We start from the raw sequence: 18,610 nt of genomic DNA on the forward strand, positions 1-18,610 counted from the left end.
AGGTCTCTCATCCGTATCCGCCGGGCGGGCCGTGCGACAACCGGTCCTCCACTTCAAAGAGATCGGGAAGGTCGTCGACTCGCTTGTTGTGATCCGCCAGGCGCCTGCCCGTCTCGGCGAACCAGGTGTCGTTGGCTACCGAAGAAGGCCACTGCACCAGTCCGACTCTTGCTCCGACCATCGCCGAAACGACGATGTCTATATCTCGTCTCCTGAGCAGGGCAACTTCGGGAATCAGCGAGAAAGGATCCTGGCGAAGAGGTGCGCCGACCGCGATGGCGGCTACCACCGCCTGGAGGGTCTCGCGTTCCGGTTGAACCAGCTCGACGATAACGCTCGGATCCTCACCCACCCGCGACGAGACATACTTCAACGTGTCGAGCAGAAGCGTCGCATCGCCGTCGAATGCGGGATCTCCGTCAACCCGGTCCTTCGCCATCTGCCCGACCTCCCAGGCTCCGGCGACCAGATCACGACCGTACTGGCCGTGGGAGATACCTGCGATGGTGCCCGCCAGAATCGCGGCGGCGACCGCCGAAGGGCGATCGGTGTGGGTCGAACTCGCCGCTCGCACCGAGTCTGCAACCAATTCCATGGGATGATTCCGGTGCCAGACGCCGATCGAAACGGCACGCGTAGCCACATCCATGCCGCCGTGAGGTCCGCTTCCGAGTCCTTTGAGTCCTTCCTGCTCCAGGTAGCTGTGTAGCCAGAGTGGGGCACCACGAACCCGGGAACGGCCCGATCTCCCACCGGTCAGACGACTCAGAGCCTCCCGGATTCGGACCTGCTCGACGGCGCCGTGGCGGAGTATCTCGTACGCCACGACCATCGCCAGCTGGGTGTGATGCCCGTAGGCGGCGCCGGAACCCTGATCACCCGCCGCCAGACCCAGCAGAACCCCTGCTCCGGAATCGCGGCTGATGTTTGTGCTCAATGCGTTCATTCCGCCGGACATCCTAACGACGGACATCGGGTGTCCCGCCCACCGGACGAACGAGTACTCTCAAGACGTGAAGAGACTTCTCCTCGTGGCTAATCCGGCAGCTTCAGGTTTTACCGGTGGGTTGTTCAGGACCATCACATCGATGCTGGCGGATTCCTATGAGATCGAGCCTTCCTGGCCCGTGAGTCCCGAGGAAGTCCGTCTCGTATCGGCGAAAGCCGCCGCCGATGGGTTCGACGTGGTTGTCGGATTCGGCGGTGACGGCGTCGTCCACCATGTGGCAAACGGGCTCACAGGCACCGAGACTTCCCTGGGGATCATTCCGGCCGGAACCACCAACGTTCTCGCGCGAATTCTCGACATCCCGAATCGGCCCAGAAAGGCAGCCGAACTGTTGATCGGAGACGTCCACAGGATCTTCGCACCCATGGCACGTGTCGAACTCGGCGACCCGCCGGCCACATCTCATGCCACCTTTGGAACCGGCATCGGGTATGACGCCGAGGTCGTGGAACGGTCGGAGGCACAGCCGTACAGGAAGTACTGGTTCGGTTCAGTTCACTATGCGAGAAGTGCGGTCTCCGCGCTGCTGGGCGACTACCGGAGGAGGAAACCGCACCTACACGTCACAGACGGTGTGCGTAGCCTCGCGGCGGTCACGGTACTGGCACAGGTGCACGCCCCTTACACGTATTTCGGCCAGATGCCGCTCGGAGCGCCTGCGAGTAATGGCCTGACGGTGATCGTCTTCGAAGGGCTGCCATTGCGCCGAGCGCCGTCGATCTTGATGCGGGCGCTTCGAAACGGCCGGTTGGACAAGGTGCGGGGTGTTCACGTGTGGCGGGACGTCCAACAGATCACCGTCGAGGCCGACCCGGAAGAAGCGGCTCAGGCCGATGGGGAGATGCTCGGCCGATCTGGGCACATCGTGATCACGGCCGAACCGGCGGCTTTGAACGTCATAGTCCCGAGACCCGAATCCACCGGTACCTCCTGAGATCTCCCGGCACCTAGTCCGTCAGTTCCTCGGCCACCGCCAGCGCCCCTGCGTAGCGGGTCACTTCCCCTACGTCCCAGACTCCGATCTCCGTTACCACACCGGAGAAGACATCGAGAGCAATCACTTCGCTCAGATCCTCACGACCTCGCCGTTGGAGAGAGGCACTGAAGAGCGCCTCGGGAAGGATCTTGTTCGTCGCGGCCATCAGATAGAACGGCACGCCGATTGCCTTGGCTGCTCCGGCCAGCACCGCCGTTCCGACCTTGTTTATCACCTGGGCCGGCCCGATCGCGTCCGCGCCCGCCAACACAACGTCCATCCCGGGCAACACCTCGATAGCGACATCGTCATCTATGAGCTCCACATCGAACCCACCGAGGCGCAGTTCCGCCGCCATCTCCATACCCTCTCCCACCGGCATGGCCCGAGTGCAGACCACGTCGAAATCCATGTGGGTTCTCGCCATCTCGAGCACCGTACGAACGGTGCTCGAGGCCGAGTGAATGAGAACGGTTCCATCCGGAGGGATCACCGACAAACCTGCCTCGGCGATGCCGCGCCAGCTCTCGCGGATGCGACGTTCGAGATCGGAAACTGCCGCGGCCACTGCGCCGGGGCCGCCATCCACGCTGAGATAGACCGCATTTCGGAGATTGGTCACGGGAGCCATCGCTTGCTGGTTGGCAGACAGCAGATCGACTGCATCTAGCACCGCCGCCGGGAAATCCCCAGGTGTGACGTTGGAGACCGTCTTCAGCAAGTTCCCGACCGCCCTGGCGGCGTCGGCGCCGACCGTCGCAGCGCTCCCCACCTGGTCGTGCGCGGCGGCAACGACATGACGCCATGCGGGCCAGTCACGCCATTCCGTCACAACGCCTCCTCCACACTCACTCCGCCGGAAAGCTTAGCCAGCGAGCCCTCCGCCGACTCCCGAGCAGGCCCGCCGCCCTCTACAGATTCTCTTCCAGTGCTGCGGTGATGATTCCGAGCTCCGTCAAAGCTCCGGCAACTTCCGCCCGGGTCCTCATTCGCGTCCGGATGGAACTCCCTACTCCTCGATCAAGCCTCGACCGGACGGCGGCCCGGAGGGCGTCGACATGTCGGCGAAGGGCACGACGCCCGGCGCGGTGACCGGCGCGAACAACCGCAGCCCGAAGGAGCATTCCCAGTACCAGTGAGCCCGCCGCGAGGAGGAACGGACGGACGTCGCCCCCCGGCCGGAGCGACTCCGGATCGGCCCACAGCCAGATGACCCCTGCCAGAACGGCGCCCGCCAGGAACCACTGAAGAAAACCGATCGTGCGCCACCACCAGCTCGGCGCGCCGATGCGGAACTCCCCGACCTCGCGCGAAGCCGCCTCCACGATTCGACCGATTTCCTGCTCGACGGCCTCGGGTACCACTTCCCCACGGAGAGCCCGCCCGAACGACCCGCCTATCTCAAAGGACAGATCGGCCACCAGCTCGTTCACGGACGAGACCGCCTGCGTCAGCTGCGCAGAGGCATCCAACCGGACGTCGTCTTCCGGACGGGTGCCGCCCGCCGCACGGGCGAACCGGGTGGATCTATACCATCGAGCGAGGGCGGCAATGGGCCCTCCGCCGCTGCCGAGAGCCGCCTGCCGGCCGGCTTCGCGCGCCGAAGCATCGTCCGCAAGCACAGGGTCTACCAGTATCCCGGCGACACGGTTCGCGGTTGCGTCCCAACGATCGTCGTACGATGTTCCCGCCCCCACGCCGACCCCGGTCGAACGGGCGATTCCGTCTCGCGCCTCACGGAGGTCGGCGATCAGCTTCGTCATCACCACTTGTTTTGCTTCGAGCCTGCCGTGCAGGTCGCGGCTCAAGCGGGCGATACCGATCGGCGGCCCCTCGGCGGGATCGGCGGCGGTAGCGAGGAGTTGCGCGTTCTCGATTCCGTCCAGCGCGAGTGTCCGCCGGAGATCGTCGACCACCTGGTTCTCCTCGGCCGGACTCAGCCGGTCGATCTGGTTGAGGACGAAGATGAACTGCTTCGAGTAGCGGCTGAGTGGCTGCAACAGATCACGGTGCAGCAGACGGTCGTTGTATTTCTCAGGATCGAGGACCCAGATCACAGCATCCACCCTGGGGAGCAGGTACTCAACGACCTCCCGATGTGATCGGACCACGCTGTCTGTATCGGGCAGGTCGAGAATCGCGATGTCCCCGAACGAGTCGTGCCCGATCCTGTCATCGATGGCGAGATCGTCCAGCAGCCGGATGAGGCCGGGTTCGGCGTTGGCCGGGATCCAGGCGAGGGGTCGCTCGGTGGTCGGGCGCACCACGCCCGTGGCGGCGATTTCCTCGCCTGCCAGGGCGTTCAGGAGGCTCGATTTGCCCGATCCGGTACCGCCCACCAGCGCGACGACGACCGACCGACCCAGGAATCCGATCCTGGCGCGGATGTCTTTCGCGGCCTGGGCGTGCGGTGTCAGAAGCTCAGGCTCGACGATCTCCGTTGCTCTGCCCACGGCGAGATCGAGGAGGTCGAGAGCGGCGGTTATGTCATACGCCATCCCATGCCTCCACCCGGCGGACCACCCGGTCGTGCGCGGAACTCAAGGATCCCGGTTCCGGCAACTCGTCGGTGTGGTCGTCGAGGAGCTTCCCGAACCTCGCTCCGTCGTCTGCCAGCACCACGCCGACCGTGTGACTCAGCCGGAGCCTCGCTGTTTCGACGAGCGAGCGGGCGGCAGCCGAACCGAACAGGTGCTCGAGCAGTTTCTGTTGTGCAGCAGCCGCTCCGGCCGCCACCCCGACCTCGGCACCCGTCAGACCACCGGTCTGCAGGAACACACCGAGAATCACCGCCACTGCAACACTGTTCACGCCGTAGGAGGCCACCTGCGCGGTCCGCTTCTTGGATGCGCCTGCTTCGGATATCAACTCGGATAGGTCTGTCAGCCAATTGTCCACCGCCCCGGCCGCGGCCTCCGCAGTCGTATCGGCGTGTCTCCAGAGTGACCTGCCACTGAGTAGCGCAGCCCCGGCCGGATCCAGCTCCCAGGCCGATGCCGCGGCCGCGGCGGCCAGGTCGGCGCGACGGATCAGCACCTCGCGCAACTCCATGCCGGTATCCGTCCGGACCCGCGTAGCGGACTGGGTGCCACCGAACACCCGCCTGGCCCACGAGGAAAGTCGAGAAAATCCTTCGGAGACTGCCTTCGTGAGCTCGCCGGTGCCCAGAAACTCCTGCCATCGCTCGATCACTTCGGCCCGGATCAGTTCTCCGGAATCCAGGGATCCGGACACCTCTCCGACCTGACGTTCATATGCGGCAGCGGCAACACGGCGGAGGGCGCCGGCCTCGGTGAGTTCTTCAGAGACCGCCCGTTCGAGTGCAGCCGTTCGTACGGCGAGATCGCCGACGGCTCCGCGTATCGAGGCCTCGAGCACCGCGGCACGGCCCGAATCGCTCGCCATCTCCTCCAGCCGGGCGAGGACGTCTCCCACCGCTTTCTCGGGCAGGGCGCCGGTCGTCCGGTCGACGAGTTGCTCGGTGATCTCGAAGAAGTGCCGCTCGAGGGGGAAACCTCTCTCCTCCAGGAGCCGCCGGTAGTCGCCGATCAGAACGTCGGAAAGGGGTGGAGTACGGTTGGCGATGAACAGCACCGGTACCGAGCGCGCCCGCGCCTTGTCCAGGAACTCCCATGGAACGGCATCGGCGTAGCGTTGCGCCGAGGTCACGAACAGGATGACATCACCTACGGCCAACAGATCGTCTGCCATCCGGCGGTGGTCCTCAACAACCGAGTCGAAGTCCGGGGCGTCGATGACCGTGAGGCCGCGTGGGAGCGAATCATTGCCTTCAACCACTCGAATCGGCTGCTGCCGGCGTCCGTATCCCGAGAGAAACTCCTCCCGGTAGCGATCGACATTCGCTCCGTGGGCCCACACGACGGGCATGGTCGTGGTGGGGCGAAGCGCTCCGGCATCGCTGATCGGGAGTTGGGCGAGGCTGTTGAGGATGGTGGACTTGCCGCTTCCGGTTGAGCCGATCAACACCGCGACGAGGGGGGCATCGAGGTCACCGAGTCTGGGGAGGAGGTATTCGTTGATGCCCCAGGCGGTCTCCCGCCTCAGAGCGTTGCGAGCCGTTCGAGCGTTGCCGGGGAGCTTGAAAGTCATGCCGTCGACCAACTCCGCCAGCGCGTGCAGCGCGGCACGAAGATCGGCGGCTCGGGCGATCGGTGCGGGCATCCGGAGATTGTCCCACACCCAAATGCGCGTTTCTGTCACCCTTGCCGGATACATTGAACACATGGCACTGATACGGGTCGAAGGAGACACAGTCACTATCGAGGAGTTCGAGGTGACCGACCCCGGTCTGGCGCAGTTGCTGACGGCTCAGCCGGAGGACATGCGAGCGGAGGTCCTCACCAGGGCAATAACCGTCGGAGTGAGAGGGCTCTTGTCGATGGGTCTAGGCATCGACCTCTCGGAGATCGATGATCGAGTCAGGCGTTCCATTCTCGAAGCCACAGCCGAAGCCCGCCGGGAGGTGGAGACGGTACTCACGGCCGCCGGCCAAGCATTCGAAGCACAGCTGTCCCCAGAGCATCGCAGTTCGACGGTTGCCAGGACTCTCAGCGAGTTCACGGCCTGGCGCGACGACTTCCTGGCGCGCATGGATCCGGCCGATGCCGACAGCAACACGGCCGTCTTCTTGAACCAACTCGCGGCGCTGGTGGGCCCCGCAGGTGAGCTCCAGAGGCGCCTCGAGGAGGCGCTGGACCCGACCGTCGACACGTCGGCGTTCGCCCAACTCGGCCGGTCGATCGAGGATCGAATAGCCGAGTTGCGGGACGCGGTCATGCACCAGCGGGGCCGGGCCGAAGAGGCCGAGGTCGGCACTCAGAAGGGGTTCGATTTCGAAGAGTCCGTTGAGAACTGGCTTCGAGCAGCGGTCGCCGGATTCGGCGGATGCGTGGTCGAGCGCACGGGCAGAACGCCCGGCGAGCTCAGCGCCGACGCATTGGTCGGCGACTTCGTCGTCACCCTTGCCGACGGAGCACGGATCGTCGTAGAAGCCAAGAACACGGCGCGAATCAACCTGGCAGGGAAGGACGGCATTCTCGACGAACTGGACCGGGCAATCGTGAACCGGTCGGCGGATTTCTCTGTTTGCGTCTCCGCACGCGAGGCTTTCCCGAGAGAGGTCGGTCAGTTCGGTGTTTACGGGCACCGTCTGCTGGTAGTCGATCAAGGAGACGGTGCAATGACCTCCGTCGCGGTTCGTTGGGCGATCTCCGCGATGGCCGCCGAGCGTCGGACTCGCGGAGAAATCGACCACGGATTGTTCGAAGACAGGCTGCAGCGCATACGTCAGCTGGCCCAGCTGATGTCGGGCAGCCGGCGGTCGCTGACCGACATCACGACATCGGTGGAAAGCGTGCGCGGCACACTCGAGCAGTTGCGAACAGAGCTTCTGGCGGTCGTGGCCGATCTCGATCGAGAAGTGACGAGGGTCGGCCGGCCGGCGGAGGTAGTGAACCTCCGTCCGGCGGTCGGTTCTGAGGGTTGATTCAATCCGCCAGCGGCAACTCGGCGGTCACAACACTGCCGCCATCCGATCGAATGGACAGCTTCCCACCCGCGTCTGCCACAGTGCGTCGCACGATGTCCAACCCCAGGCCGGTGGAATCACTCCCCGACCAGCCCCGTTCGAGCGCCTCTTCGCCGAATCCCTCTCCCTGATCTGAGATCGTGAGCCGAACAAGCCCGGAGTCGTCGGCCACTACCACATCGAAGCCGATCCCTGCCGGCGTGTGTGCCAGGACGTTCGCCAACAACGCATCCACAGCCGCGCCGAAGTCCACCGCTGCTCCCGCGACCATCCTTGGACCGTCCGGAACACTGAGCGACCACCGTCGTTGCTGTTCATCGGCCAGGGCGCCCCAGAACTGTGCACGATCGGTCACCACCGCGACGAGATCGGATATCACTCCCCCACCCTGCCGCATCGGACGCCGGGCCTCCCTGATCACGTAGTCCACCGTGCGCTCGAGTTCCCCGACATCCTCCCTGAGCCGCTCGGCAATCGCCCCGTCCTCGACCGCGTCGATATCGAGCCGAACGGCCGTCAGCGGAGTCCTGAGCCGGTGCGACAGGTCGGCGACCGCCTCCCGCTCCACTGCGAGAAGTCCACCTATTCTCCCGGAGAGCCGGTTGAACGCCCTGCCGACTTCCTGCACCTCGCGCGGCCCCGACACCTCGACCTGTGCGTTGAGGTCACCTTCCGCCATGCGGTGAGCCACGTCGGCGAGTTCTCTCACGGGGACCGTTATCGATCGTGCAAGCCGATCCGAAACGAGAACTGCGATGCCGACGAGCGTGACACCCAGCAACCCGAGAATGAGGCGGGCCGACGCCACGTTCTCGGTGAGCAGAGCTTCGGGAACGAAGATCCGGACGAGTGTCGTCCGCCCTCCGCCCTCGCTGATCGGAACGAACAGAGCCTCCCCGCCTTCCATTTCGAAGCGGGTCGTCGCCTGTTTTGCGCGTGCGGATTCGACCAGCGAGTCGATCGGCACCGGCGCGCCGGCGACCGAATCGTCGAAGAAGATCACAGAGGTGAGCCGGCCGTCGAATGAGGGCTCGCTGGACAGGAGCCCCGAGACCTGGCTCCTGTCGTCCGGCACCAGGAGAGCGACTGCACTGGCGAAGAACTGTGCGTCACGCTCGGCGTTGTTCATGGCGCGGTCGTGGGCCAGTTGGCCGACGAGGCCTGCGAGCGGGATCAGGAATGCAAGCGCCACCATCGAAGTGATCGCCGCAGATACGAGAACGAGCCGCCGGCGCATCAGTCCGGGACGACGAGCTTGACGCCGACACCCCGCACCGTGTGCAGATAGCGGGCCTCGGCGGCGTTCTCGCCCAGCTTCTTGCGCAGCCAGGACAAGTGCACGTCGACCGTCTTGTCACCACCCCCGTACGGTTGCCGCCACACCTCCGCCAGCAGTTCCCTCTTCGAAACCACGTCACCCACGTGATCTGCGAGATAGGCGAGAAGGTCGAACTCCTTGCGCGTCAGCTCGATCGGCTCACCGGCGAGAGTGACCTCCCGCGCTCGTCCGTCGATGACCAGGTCACCCACCACGACGCTGGCACCGGATCCGCTCTGGTCGGTGCGGCGCAGTACGGCGCGCAATCTCGCGTCGATCTGCTCCCCGGAGAAGGGCTTGACCACATAATCGTCTGCCCCGGCGTCGAGCACCTTGATTATCTCCGTTTCCTCATCGCGGGCCGTCGCAACGATGACCGGCACCTGGGAGACGGCGCGAATCAACTTGAGGATCTCGACACCATCCAGATCGGGAAGTCCGAGATCGAGGATCACCACATCGGGAGCGTTGGCGATGACGTACTCGAGTCCTTCCATACCCGTTGCCAGGCTGTCGACGTCGTGCCCGCGGGAAGCCAGAGCTCGTGCGAGCGATTCACGGATCCGGACATCGTCTTCGATCAAGAGCACAGACGGCATCCGGACACGATACCCACAAGGTCGGCGTCAGCACGACGGCGCGGGGCGTTTTGCCATTCTTTAACCGGCCGTTAGGACTGGTAATACGGTCGAAATGCAAGGATGTATGTATGAAATCGCGCTTGATAGCCGCATGGGTTCTCGCCACGGCCGTTGCCGTGACTCTCGCCTATCAGGCCGTCGGCCTGGTCCAGACTCAGGTCACCGAACAGGCTCCGGTGCTGGCCGCCGTCGAAGAGACCCCCAGCACTATCAAAGCAGGCGACCTCCCTTCGGTGCCCCCGACCGTCACCGTCCCCGAGGATGTCGAAGATCGCGTCGACGCTCCGCCCACCAGCCAGTCCGGGGACACACTCGGCGAGACGACCGGCGACTCGACCTCCATCCCGGCGACGACCGTGCCGACACCTTCCACCTCATCGACCGTGCCCGCCGGCAGCCCGACAACCAGCACTCCGTCGACGGTGCCCGAGCAGCAAGCCGACTTCATCATCCTCTCGGACGGAGGCACGGTCACGGTCACATGCTCGGGAGATGTCATCGGCTTCCAGTCGTCGCTTGCCAGCCCGGGTTTCCAGACAGACATCAGGTCGGAGGGTCCGCAAGAGGTCGACGTTCGTTTCAAGGACGTCGACAAGGACCACAGCTTCGAGATCAAGGCAACCTGCGACGACGGGGAAGTTCGCCCCGAGGTGCACGAAGACGACTGACGCCGCCGTTGCACCGTGCGCCGTTCGACCACCGCAGAAGTCAGCCTGCGACGTCGACCGCAGCTGCACCTTCCCGGCATCCGTCCAGCACCGGGCAGTAGCTGCACCACGGGCCGCCGCGCCGCTCCATCTCAGAACCCTCGTGCCAGGATCGGCGGAGCGAGCTGATCATGTTCGAAACCCGCCGGGCGGTGACCTGCACTCCGGTTCTGGTGGGAACCTCACAAAACCGCTCCCCTGTCGCCACCGAGATGGCTTCGACCATCCCGGGCAGTTCGCCCTTCTCCAGGGCCCACAACATCGCGTAGAAACCGAGCTGCAGCTCAACCTCTCCCAGTACTCCGGTCTTCCAGTCGACCAGCTTGGCTCCGGAGTCCTCATTGAAGACCGCGTCGACCCGCCCGACGAGAGTCACCCCGGCAGAGGGTTCGACCACGAACGAGACTTCGGAAGCCTCATAACCCTCGTCCGGCAGTCGTTTGAATCGCTCATAGAGCAGCCCTACCTCTTCGATAACGCGAGCGAGGGCGCTGGGTTTGAGACCCAGGGCTGCAACCTTGTAATTGAGGTTCGAGGAACCGATCTCCTCCCGGCAGACCTGTTCGAACCCTGCAGGGGGAATCTCGCCCCCGTCGAGGTGTCGGGCAAACACCCGGTGGGCGAGACCACCGCTGAACGAAGCCCTGGTGTCCGGGCCGTAGACCCCCCGGTAATGGGCGGCAGCGCGCTCGGGACATTCACAGAACGACACGAACGATGAAGCACTCACCCGTATGTCCTCGCCGGGTTCCACAGCCGGGAAATCGATCACGGTGCTGATGGTATCGACGACCGGGGACGAAATCGCTGCAACTACACTTGCTGGCCTCCGGGGGTTTTCGTGACATCCTCATTTCGCCGCTTGCTGATCATCGCCGCCGTGTCTGCGACAGGGCTGTTCCTCTTCGTTGTTACTGCCTTCGGCGTGGACAGATTCGTGCATTCCGGAGAGGCCCTTCGAAACGTCACGGTGGCGGGCGTCGACCTGTCGGGTCTCGATGAAGACGGCGCAGTCCGGGCCCTCTCCGAATATGAAGGTCTCCTCCTGGACCAGACCGCGCCGTTCACGGTCGCCGGAGTCACCGTGGATCTCGACCCTGCTTCGGTCGGATTCGATCTGAACGAGGCGGCAGCAGTCCGGGCTGCCATGGAGACCGGACGCACAGGAAGTGTCTTCAGTCAGTTCGGATGGTGGCTGCGACACCTGTCGGCGACGGTCGAGTTGCCGATCGAGGGAGGGATCGATGATGCTGCGCTCGATCAGGTTCTCGCCGATTGGGACACGACGCTCATCGCCGAACTGCCCTACCCCGGTGATGTGATCCTCATCGACGGGATACCGGTGGCCGACTATCCGACTGCCGGTACCGTTCTCGATCGAGAACAGTCCGCCGGGGTGATCGTTGCCTCACTTCTCTCGACTCCGCGGGAAACGCAGCCGCTGCCGACCGTCCACGTTGACGCCCCGCTCACCGGCACCGACATCGACGCCGCTGCGGCACTTGCCGCACGGATGCTGTCCGCCGGAGTCACCTTGAGACGAGACAACCCGCCCGTCGAGGTCGTCTTCAGCACGTCCGACCTGGCCGAAGCATTCGAGACGGAGTTTGTGTCGGAGCCGCGCCCCGCGCTGCTGGTCCGCTTCTCGGCCGAGAAGGTCGCCGTGATACTCGAACCGCTGCGAGCACAGCTGGAGGTTCCTCCCGTCGACGCGACATTCGAGTTCGGAGAAGACGACAGCATCACCGTCGTACCGGGTCGATCGGGAACGATCATCGATCCGGCACTCGCGGCAACAGCCCTGGAAGAGGCGGCGATGACCGTCAGCCGCATCGGGGTCATGCCCTTCGAAGACGGTGCCGAACCGCAAGTCACCACCGAATACCTCGAATCGCTCGGGATCACAGGCCTCGTCTCGAAAGCGAGTACCAACCATCCCTGTTGTCAGCTGCGGGTCGACAACATCCATCTCTTCGCCGACATCGTGGACGGCGCGATCGTGCTGCCCGGCGAAACATTCTCCCTGAACGAACACGTCGGGCAACGCACGACCGATCGTGGATTCAAACCTGCTCCAACCATCATCGGCGGAAAGATCGTGGATACCGTCGGCGGCGGTGTCAGCCAGTTCGCAACCACCTTCTACAACGCGGTGTTCTGGGGCGGCTACGAAGACGTTACCCATACCCCGCACAGCTATTACTTCTCCCGGTATCCGGAAGGCATAGAGGCGACGATCTCGTGGCCGCTCCCGAATCTCGTATTCCGCAACGACACCGCAGCAGCCGTGCTCATCAAGACCGAATACGACGACACGACCATCACGGTGAAGTTCTACGGGGACAGCGGCGGTCGCAAAGTCGAGGGAAGCACGTCCGGACGATTCGACTTCACAGAGCCACCCACCGAATACATAGCCAACGACGAACTCGTGCCGGAAGAAGAGCTCGTCAACGTCGAAGGCCGGGAAGGCTGGTCTGTGACCGTCACGCGGGTAATCACCGAGTCAGATGGAACGGTGCGGGAGGAATCCTGGTTGGTCCGGTACAAGGCCCAGCCCCGGGAGATCGAGGTGCACTCGTGCATGATCCCGGAAGAAGAGGAGGGCTACACAGGCGAAGAGTGCCCGATACCGGAAACGACCACCACCTCGGAACCGCCGCCGACAACTTCGACCACCGGCCTCACCACTACCACCACGGTCCCCTAGCGGACGTCGCCGGAATCGCTAGTAGAACAAGAAGAAGTCGCTGATGAGCCTTCCGGCTTCGGTGATCGACTCCTCGTCCCAACCGCCCCGTCGTTCGATCGTTACGACGTTCGAGGTGATGTACACGCTCTGCACTGCACCGTCGCCCGACAGGATGGCCCTGGCGACACCGGCCGGATAGGTTGTCCGTCCTTCCGTCTCATCCAGGGACCGATAGCGCTCGCCGTCCTGACCGCTCAGCGTGCGGTCGGTGTCGAACACGGCTACGTCGCCGATGGTCGTAGAACTCGCAATCTCGATCTTCTGGCCCAAACGAATGCTCCTCGGAAAGGTGGGGCAGTCTAACGCTAACGTTCCCGGCGTCTATGCCGATCGCCGATCACGTGCAGCTTCATGAGGTTGGTCGACGCCTGCTGGTTCGGCGGAGTTCCCGCCACGACGACGACGCCCTCCCCCTCTTCGCACAAACCGGACCGTTCGAGGCGTTTCTCCGCCCAGGCGATCATCAGGTCGGTGGAGTCGCGACGATCGGATGCCATCGGAGTCACGCCCCACATCAACGCCATCCGCGACAGTGTCGCCGGCTCGGGCGAGAAGGCGATGATCCGGGCGTGGGGCCTGTACTTGCTGAGCAACAAGGCGGTATTGCCGGATTCTGTGAAGGCCGCGATCGTCTTGATCTTGAGGTTGGCGGCCGTGTCGACGGCCGCTTTGGCGGTCGCGCTGGGAAAAGTCGGCTGGCTTTCGAGGAATGCTATGTCGACGACGCCCTCCGACTCGCGCAAGCCGGCCTCCACCTCGCGACAAATCGCATCCATCATCTGAACTGCGCGCACCGGATAGCGTCCGACGGCGGTCTCGGCCGAGAGCATCACCGCGTCGGTGCCACCGATTATCGCCGATGCCACATCTGTCACCTCTGCGCGCGTCGGTCGAGGTGACTCGGTCATCGATTCGAGCATCTCGGTAGCGGTGATCGAGATGATTCCGGCCCTGTTGGCGCGCCGGAGGATGTCCTGCTGAATCAACGGGACCCTCTGCAAAGGGAGTTGCACTCCGAGGTCACCCCTGGCGACCAGCGCTCCGTCGGCTGCTTTCAGGATCTCGTCGAGATTGGACAGAGCAGCTGCCAGTTCGATCTTGGCGATGATCGGAGTGCCGGGTTCGACCAGGGAGGCCACCTCGGCGACATCAGCAGCAGAGCGGACGAAAGAGGCCGCTACGAAGTCGACACCCAGTTCGCGCCCGAAGAGAAGATCTGCACGATCCTTTTCGGTGACCGCCGGCACCTGGAGCTGCGTGTCGGGGAAGGCAACACCCTTCTGACCGAACAGAACGCCACCCTCGATCACCCGGGACCGCAGCCCGTCCGGCATTCGCTCGACGACCTCGAGGCGAATCAATCCGTCGGCCAGCAGCACCGGTTCACCGACCTCCACGTCGTTGAGCAGGTACGGGTAGTCGATCGGGATAGTCCCCGGAGTCGCCTCCTTGTCGGCTGAGACCAAGACGACTTCGGATCCGGTCGGGAGATCACACGATCCGCCGGGAAAGCTGCCGACACGCAGTTTGGGTCCCTGTATGTCCTGCAAGATGGCAACGGGGCGGCTGTGCTCGGCGGCGGCGGCCCTCACCCACTCGACGAATCTCCGGTGATTCTCGTGGTTTCCGTGCGAGAAGTTGAGCCGGGCCACATTCATCCCGGCTCCTACCAGTGCCGAGATCGCTTCGCCCGAGGCTACGGCGGGCCCGAGCGTTGCAATGATCTTGGTCTGGCGTATGGGACTGATCTCTTCCGGGCTCGCGCTGGTGGTCATTGCTCTCCTTCTCACTGTGAAGCGTAGGGCAGGACCGCACAAAGACGGCATCGGGGCGCGGCAGCTTACCTGCCACTCCCTGAGTTCAGGCTTGGACCGAGACGCCCCTCCAGAAGGCGACGGAGTCGCGGATTGGGCCGGCCGCCGGCTTCGGATCCGGGTAGAACCATGCAGCTCGGGGGTTCACCCGTCCGTCCACAATCAAGTCGTAGTAGCTCGCCGTGCCTTCCCACGAAGTATGCACGTCCGACTTACGAAAGTACTCCAGGTTGAGCGACCCGGGAGGGAAGTATTGATTGCCTTCCACAGTGATCGTCATTTCGCTCTCCGCCGGTACTGCACCGTTCCACGAGGCCCCGGCCATCGATGATCCTCCCGTCGGGTTCGGAACCAGCCAACACCGGGGGCGGCCCGAATAGTCCCGACCTGCATGAACGGCGACGACCCGGTTCGCTCTAGCCTCCGGGTCATGGAGATTGCGGCAGTTCCCCTCAAACAGTTCGACCTCGCCAAGGCGAGGATGGCTGTGGGCTTCGATGCGACGCAGCGAGAGAAGCTGGGCCGGGCCGTCGCGGCTCATACGCTGGATGTGGTAGCAGGGGCCCTGGGTGCAGTATGGGTCGTCACGAGCGACGCGGCGGTGGCCGATTGGGCCGGAGAGCGCGGTGCCCGGATCATCCTCGAACGGCGGACCGGCCTCAATGCTGCGGCGAGTCGGGTAATCGAACTCGCCGGAGCGGGACGATGGATGATTCTGCATTCCGATCTCCCGCTGCTCACGTCCGAGGACGTGAGCTCAGCCTGGAACGGAGTACCCCGGGACGGGTTTCTGCTGGCTCCGTCGCGCGACGGAGGCACCAGCGTCTTCGCAGGGGAAGCGCCCGCCCCGTCGCTTGCCTACGGCCCCGGCTCTTTTCATCGTCATCTCGCCGGTGTCCGGCGATACCCGGTGCAAGTCATCACCAGGACCGGCTTCCTCCTCGACGTCGATGCTCCCTCGGACTACGCGGCGGCAGCCCGCCATCCGCGCGGATCCTGGCTCGACAGGGCAATCGGCCGGTAGGCTCCCGGCATGAGAAGCGGTATCCATCCCGACGCCCGTGATGATCATCGACCCGAAGGCATCCCGGCGCGAGCCCTGACCATCGGTGCCCACCCCGACGACGCCGAGTTCGGAGCGGGAGGAACCCTGGCGGGCTGGGCCGCCGCCGGGTGCGAGATCACCATGCTCGTCGTTACCGACGGTTCGAAAGGTTCCTGGAATCCCGATACCGACCACCGGACACTCGTCGATCAGCGCCGCGACGAACAACACGCCGCCGCGGCAGCTCTGGGAGCGACCACCTCGATAATGCTCGGCCACACCGACGGCGAACTCGAATACTCGATGGCACTGCGACGAGAGATGTGCCTGTGGGTCAGGAGAATCCGGCCCGACGTCGTGCTGACACACGACCCCTGGCAGAGATATCAGCTGCACCCGGATCACCGCATCACCGGAATCGCCGCCATCGACGGGGTCGTGGCGGCGCGCGACCATTTGTTTTTTCCCGATCAACTCGTCGATGGCGTAGAGAAACACCGGCCCGATTGGATCTATCTGTGGGGCGCGGACGAAGCAGACCATTGGATAGACATCGCCGACACATTCGACATCAAGCTCGAGGCACTGCTCGCCCACTCGTCCCAGGGGACGACCACTATGGGGGATGCGCACAGGGGACGGGCGGAACGAGAAGCATTCAGGTCCCGCATGGAGGCCCGGGCTCGCCGGCTGGCACAGCCTGCCGGACTCGACCTCGCCGAGTCGTTCAAGGTGTTGAGCCCGTAGGACCTACCAGATGGCGGAGCCGGTCTCCTTGTCGAAGAAGTGGAGTTTCGTCGTATCGACGAGCAACTCGGCCCGCTCGCCCGTCTTCGGGGCGAAATCGGGGTTGATGCGCGCCGTGAATGCGGTGGTGTGGCCGAGGGTCGAAGCATCTGCGCCTTGATCTGCAAGCAGTTCCTGAATGTCGGGTGTGATCACCGGCGGGAGCGGTTGCTCGAAATGGATGAATGCTTCGGAGCCCAACTGCTCCACGAGATCGACGTTCACCGTCATCACGCGTTGAGCGTCGAACTCACCCGTCACCGCGGCCTTCGCCTCGAAACCCTCGGGACGCAAGCCGACCACGATCTCCTTGCCGGAATAGCCGGCCAAACCAGGACGGGCATCGAGGGTCGATCGGTCGACCCGTAGTTTCGTGTCGGCCCATGTCACATAGGTCGAATCGCCGTCCGCCACCACGGTCCCGAGGACGAAGTTCATCGAAGGCGATCCGATGAAACCTGCCACGAAGAGGTTGTCCGGACGATCGTAAAGAGTGCGAGGGGTATCGACCTGCATCAAGTTCGGGATCTCTTTGCCGGAGATGGACTTGAGCACTGCGACACGGTCGCCCATCGTCATCGCTTCGACCTGATCGTGGGTCACGTACAGGGTCGTCGTCTTCAGCCGGCTGTGGAGAATCCCCAACTCGGAACGCATCTGCACACGCAATTTGGCATCGAGGTTGGAGAGCGGCTCATCCATTAGAAAGGCGGCCGGCTCACGGACAATCGCTCGACCCATCGCCACCCGCTGCCGTTGACCTCCGGACAGAGCTTTGGGTTTGCGGTCCAGAAACTCGGTTATCTCGAGAATCGCAGCAGCCTCTCCAACCCGCCGGTTGATTTCCTCTTTGGGCATCTTGCGCAGCTTGAGACCGAACGCCATGTTGTCGAACACACTCATGTGCGGATAGAGCGCGTAGTTCTGAAAGACCATCGCGATATTGCGGTCTTTGGGCGGCACCTCGTTGACCACCTGATCACCGATGGTGATCTCACCTTCGGTGATGTCTTCGAGACCGGCGACCATTCTCAACAACGTCGATTTGCCGCAGCCGGAGGGACCCACCAGAACAACGAACTCACCGTCCCCGATCTCGAGATCAACGTCGTATATGGCACGTGTCCCACCCGGATAGACCTTGCCCACCGACCTCATTGTGATGGCAGCCATTGGTGCCTCCTCGTTGCTCGTGATGACCCGCTCGAATGTACCACAGAGCGCCTATGCTTGCCGCCAAGGAGGTTCGATGACCGATCAGCGTGTTGCAGTGCTAACGGGGGGAACCGGCGGTTTGGGAACGGCTCTCGCCAGACGCCTTGCTGCCCAGGGCCACCGCCTGGCCGTTACCTATGTGCGCCCCGAGGAGTCAACGGCTTTCGAGTCGGTCCTGGACCTCGATGAGGAGCAACTGCTCCTGAGGCGCGTCGACGCCTCGAACCCGGAAGAGATGGAAGCTTTCCTCAACGAAGCCAAAGAGCGTTTCGGGTCGGTCGACATCGTCTGCTCACTCGTCGGCGGTTGGGCGGGTGGACGCGACATCGAAGAGACATCGGACGTCCGGTTCGAACGAATGCTCGACCTCAATCTGGTGTCGGCCTTCAACACCCTGCGCGCATCCATACCTCATCTGCGCTCTTCCGAAGCCGGTCGCGTGGTCCTCGTGGGAAGTCGCGCCGCGATCGACACCCCGGCCGGTCAGGCAGCCTTCAACGTGGCCAAAGCCGGCGTGGTGGCTTTGGCGAAGTCGGCGTCGGTGGAACTCGACGACACAAACATCACCGTCAACGTCGTCATGCCCTCCGTCATCGACACTCCCGCCACCCGCGAGGCCCTGCCTTTTGCCGACTACGTCCACTGGCCGACTCCCGACGAGATCGCCAAGGTGATCGAGTTCCTGGTATCGCCCGAGTCGGAAGTGGTCTCGGGCGGCGTGATCCCCGTGTACGGGAAGACCTGACAGTCCGCCGCCGAGACTCCGTTCGTCCTTACACAGGCCGGGCTTTCTCCGGCC

The 18,610-nt window shown here is 64.0% G+C and carries 18 protein-coding genes; 7 read left to right on the top strand and 11 right to left on the bottom strand.

Going from position 1 to position 18,610, the window contains the following annotated elements; translation table 11 throughout:
- Positions 1 to 7 precede the first annotated feature (7 nt).
- Positions 8 to 946, bottom strand: a complete 939-nt coding sequence (locus VLT15_05355) for an ADP-ribosylglycohydrolase family protein (protein HSR44646.1) — start codon at positions 944 to 946, stop codon at positions 8 to 10.
- A 67-nt stretch (positions 947 to 1,013) separates the two neighbouring features.
- Between VLT15_05355 and VLT15_05360 the strand changes: the two genes are divergently transcribed.
- The gene (locus VLT15_05360; protein ID HSR44647.1) at positions 1,014 to 1,943 is read left to right on the top strand and encodes a diacylglycerol kinase family protein; all 930 of its coding nucleotides are present in this window, start codon (positions 1,014 to 1,016) and stop codon (positions 1,941 to 1,943) included.
- Positions 1,944 to 1,956: 13 nt separating this feature from the next.
- Here the strand turns inward: VLT15_05360 and VLT15_05365 are convergent, their stop codons facing one another.
- From VLT15_05365 to VLT15_05375, 3 genes are all read right to left on the bottom strand, one after another.
- Complete coding sequence (locus VLT15_05365) at positions 1,957 to 2,817, bottom strand: hypothetical protein (GenBank protein HSR44648.1); 861 nt, start codon at positions 2,815 to 2,817, stop codon at positions 1,957 to 1,959.
- Between the two features lie 79 nt (positions 2,818 to 2,896).
- Complete coding sequence (locus VLT15_05370) at positions 2,897 to 4,483, bottom strand: dynamin family protein (GenBank protein HSR44649.1); 1,587 nt, start codon at positions 4,481 to 4,483, stop codon at positions 2,897 to 2,899.
- The gene (locus VLT15_05375) at positions 4,473 to 6,167 is read right to left on the bottom strand and encodes a hypothetical protein (protein ID HSR44650.1); all 1,695 of its coding nucleotides are present in this window, start codon (positions 6,165 to 6,167) and stop codon (positions 4,473 to 4,475) included. The genes VLT15_05370 and VLT15_05375 overlap by 11 nt, the downstream gene beginning before the upstream one ends.
- A gap of 61 nt (positions 6,168 to 6,228) precedes the next feature.
- Between VLT15_05375 and VLT15_05380 the strand changes: the two genes are divergently transcribed.
- Entirely contained in the window at positions 6,229 to 7,491 is a 1,263-nt protein-coding gene (locus VLT15_05380; GenBank protein HSR44651.1) for a hypothetical protein, read from the top strand.
- Between the two features lies 1 nt (position 7,492).
- Here VLT15_05380 and VLT15_05385 read toward each other — a convergent pair whose 3' ends face one another.
- Positions 7,493 to 8,770, bottom strand: a complete 1,278-nt coding sequence (locus VLT15_05385) for a HAMP domain-containing sensor histidine kinase (protein HSR44652.1) — start codon at positions 8,768 to 8,770, stop codon at positions 7,493 to 7,495.
- On the bottom strand, positions 8,770 to 9,450 hold the full coding sequence (locus VLT15_05390; protein ID HSR44653.1) for a response regulator transcription factor: 681 nt from the start codon (positions 9,448 to 9,450) through the stop codon (positions 8,770 to 8,772). Before VLT15_05390 ends, VLT15_05385 begins: the two co-directional genes overlap by 1 nt.
- 110 nt (positions 9,451 to 9,560) lie before the next feature.
- On the opposite strand from VLT15_05390, the gene VLT15_05395 reads away from it, so the two are divergent.
- Positions 9,561 to 10,160, top strand: coding sequence for a hypothetical protein (locus VLT15_05395; GenBank protein HSR44654.1), 600 nt, complete (start codon positions 9,561 to 9,563; stop codon positions 10,158 to 10,160).
- A gap of 40 nt (positions 10,161 to 10,200) precedes the next feature.
- On the opposite strand, the gene VLT15_05400 is transcribed toward VLT15_05395, so the two are convergent.
- The gene (locus VLT15_05400) at positions 10,201 to 10,971 is read right to left on the bottom strand and encodes a PD-(D/E)XK nuclease family protein (GenBank protein HSR44655.1); all 771 of its coding nucleotides are present in this window, start codon (positions 10,969 to 10,971) and stop codon (positions 10,201 to 10,203) included.
- A 69-nt stretch (positions 10,972 to 11,040) separates the two neighbouring features.
- On the opposite strand from VLT15_05400, the gene VLT15_05405 reads away from it, so the two are divergent.
- The gene (locus VLT15_05405; GenBank protein HSR44656.1) at positions 11,041 to 12,909 is read left to right on the top strand and encodes a VanW family protein; all 1,869 of its coding nucleotides are present in this window, start codon (positions 11,041 to 11,043) and stop codon (positions 12,907 to 12,909) included.
- Positions 12,910 to 12,927: 18 nt separating this feature from the next.
- Here VLT15_05405 and VLT15_05410 read toward each other — a convergent pair whose 3' ends face one another.
- The 3 genes from VLT15_05410 to VLT15_05420 all read right to left on the bottom strand — a co-directional run bounded on the left by VLT15_05410 (position 12,928) and on the right by VLT15_05420 (position 15,090).
- The gene (locus tag VLT15_05410; GenBank protein HSR44657.1) at positions 12,928 to 13,221 is read right to left on the bottom strand and encodes a hypothetical protein; all 294 of its coding nucleotides are present in this window, start codon (positions 13,219 to 13,221) and stop codon (positions 12,928 to 12,930) included.
- 35 nt (positions 13,222 to 13,256) lie between these two features.
- The gene (gene pyk / locus VLT15_05415; GenBank protein ID HSR44658.1) at positions 13,257 to 14,726 is read right to left on the bottom strand and encodes a pyruvate kinase; all 1,470 of its coding nucleotides are present in this window, start codon (positions 14,724 to 14,726) and stop codon (positions 13,257 to 13,259) included.
- Between the two features lie 85 nt (positions 14,727 to 14,811).
- Positions 14,812 to 15,090, bottom strand: coding sequence for a DUF427 domain-containing protein (locus tag VLT15_05420; GenBank protein ID HSR44659.1), 279 nt, complete (start codon positions 15,088 to 15,090; stop codon positions 14,812 to 14,814).
- Between the two features lie 105 nt (positions 15,091 to 15,195).
- Here VLT15_05420 and cofC point away from each other — a divergent pair, with 105 nt between their 5' ends.
- Both cofC and VLT15_05430 read left to right on the top strand, forming a co-directional pair.
- Complete coding sequence (gene cofC / locus VLT15_05425; GenBank protein HSR44660.1) at positions 15,196 to 15,789, top strand: 2-phospho-L-lactate guanylyltransferase; 594 nt, start codon at positions 15,196 to 15,198, stop codon at positions 15,787 to 15,789.
- Between the two features lie 9 nt (positions 15,790 to 15,798).
- The gene (locus VLT15_05430; protein HSR44661.1) at positions 15,799 to 16,557 is read left to right on the top strand and encodes a PIG-L deacetylase family protein; all 759 of its coding nucleotides are present in this window, start codon (positions 15,799 to 15,801) and stop codon (positions 16,555 to 16,557) included.
- Positions 16,558 to 16,560: 3 nt separating this feature from the next.
- Here the strand turns inward: VLT15_05430 and ugpC are convergent, their stop codons facing one another.
- Positions 16,561 to 17,769, bottom strand: coding sequence for a sn-glycerol-3-phosphate ABC transporter ATP-binding protein UgpC (ugpC, locus tag VLT15_05435; protein HSR44662.1), 1,209 nt, complete (start codon positions 17,767 to 17,769; stop codon positions 16,561 to 16,563).
- Between the two features lie 76 nt (positions 17,770 to 17,845).
- Between ugpC and VLT15_05440 the strand changes: the two genes are divergently transcribed.
- Positions 17,846 to 18,556 (top strand): SDR family NAD(P)-dependent oxidoreductase, encoded by a 711-nt coding sequence (locus tag VLT15_05440; GenBank protein HSR44663.1) that lies wholly within the window; start codon positions 17,846 to 17,848, stop codon positions 18,554 to 18,556.
- Positions 18,557 to 18,610 lie beyond the last annotated feature (54 nt).

The organism is Acidimicrobiia bacterium, from assembly GCA_035471805.1.
Classification (GTDB): Bacteria; Actinomycetota; Acidimicrobiia; order Spongiisociales; family JAHEDJ01; genus JAHEDJ01.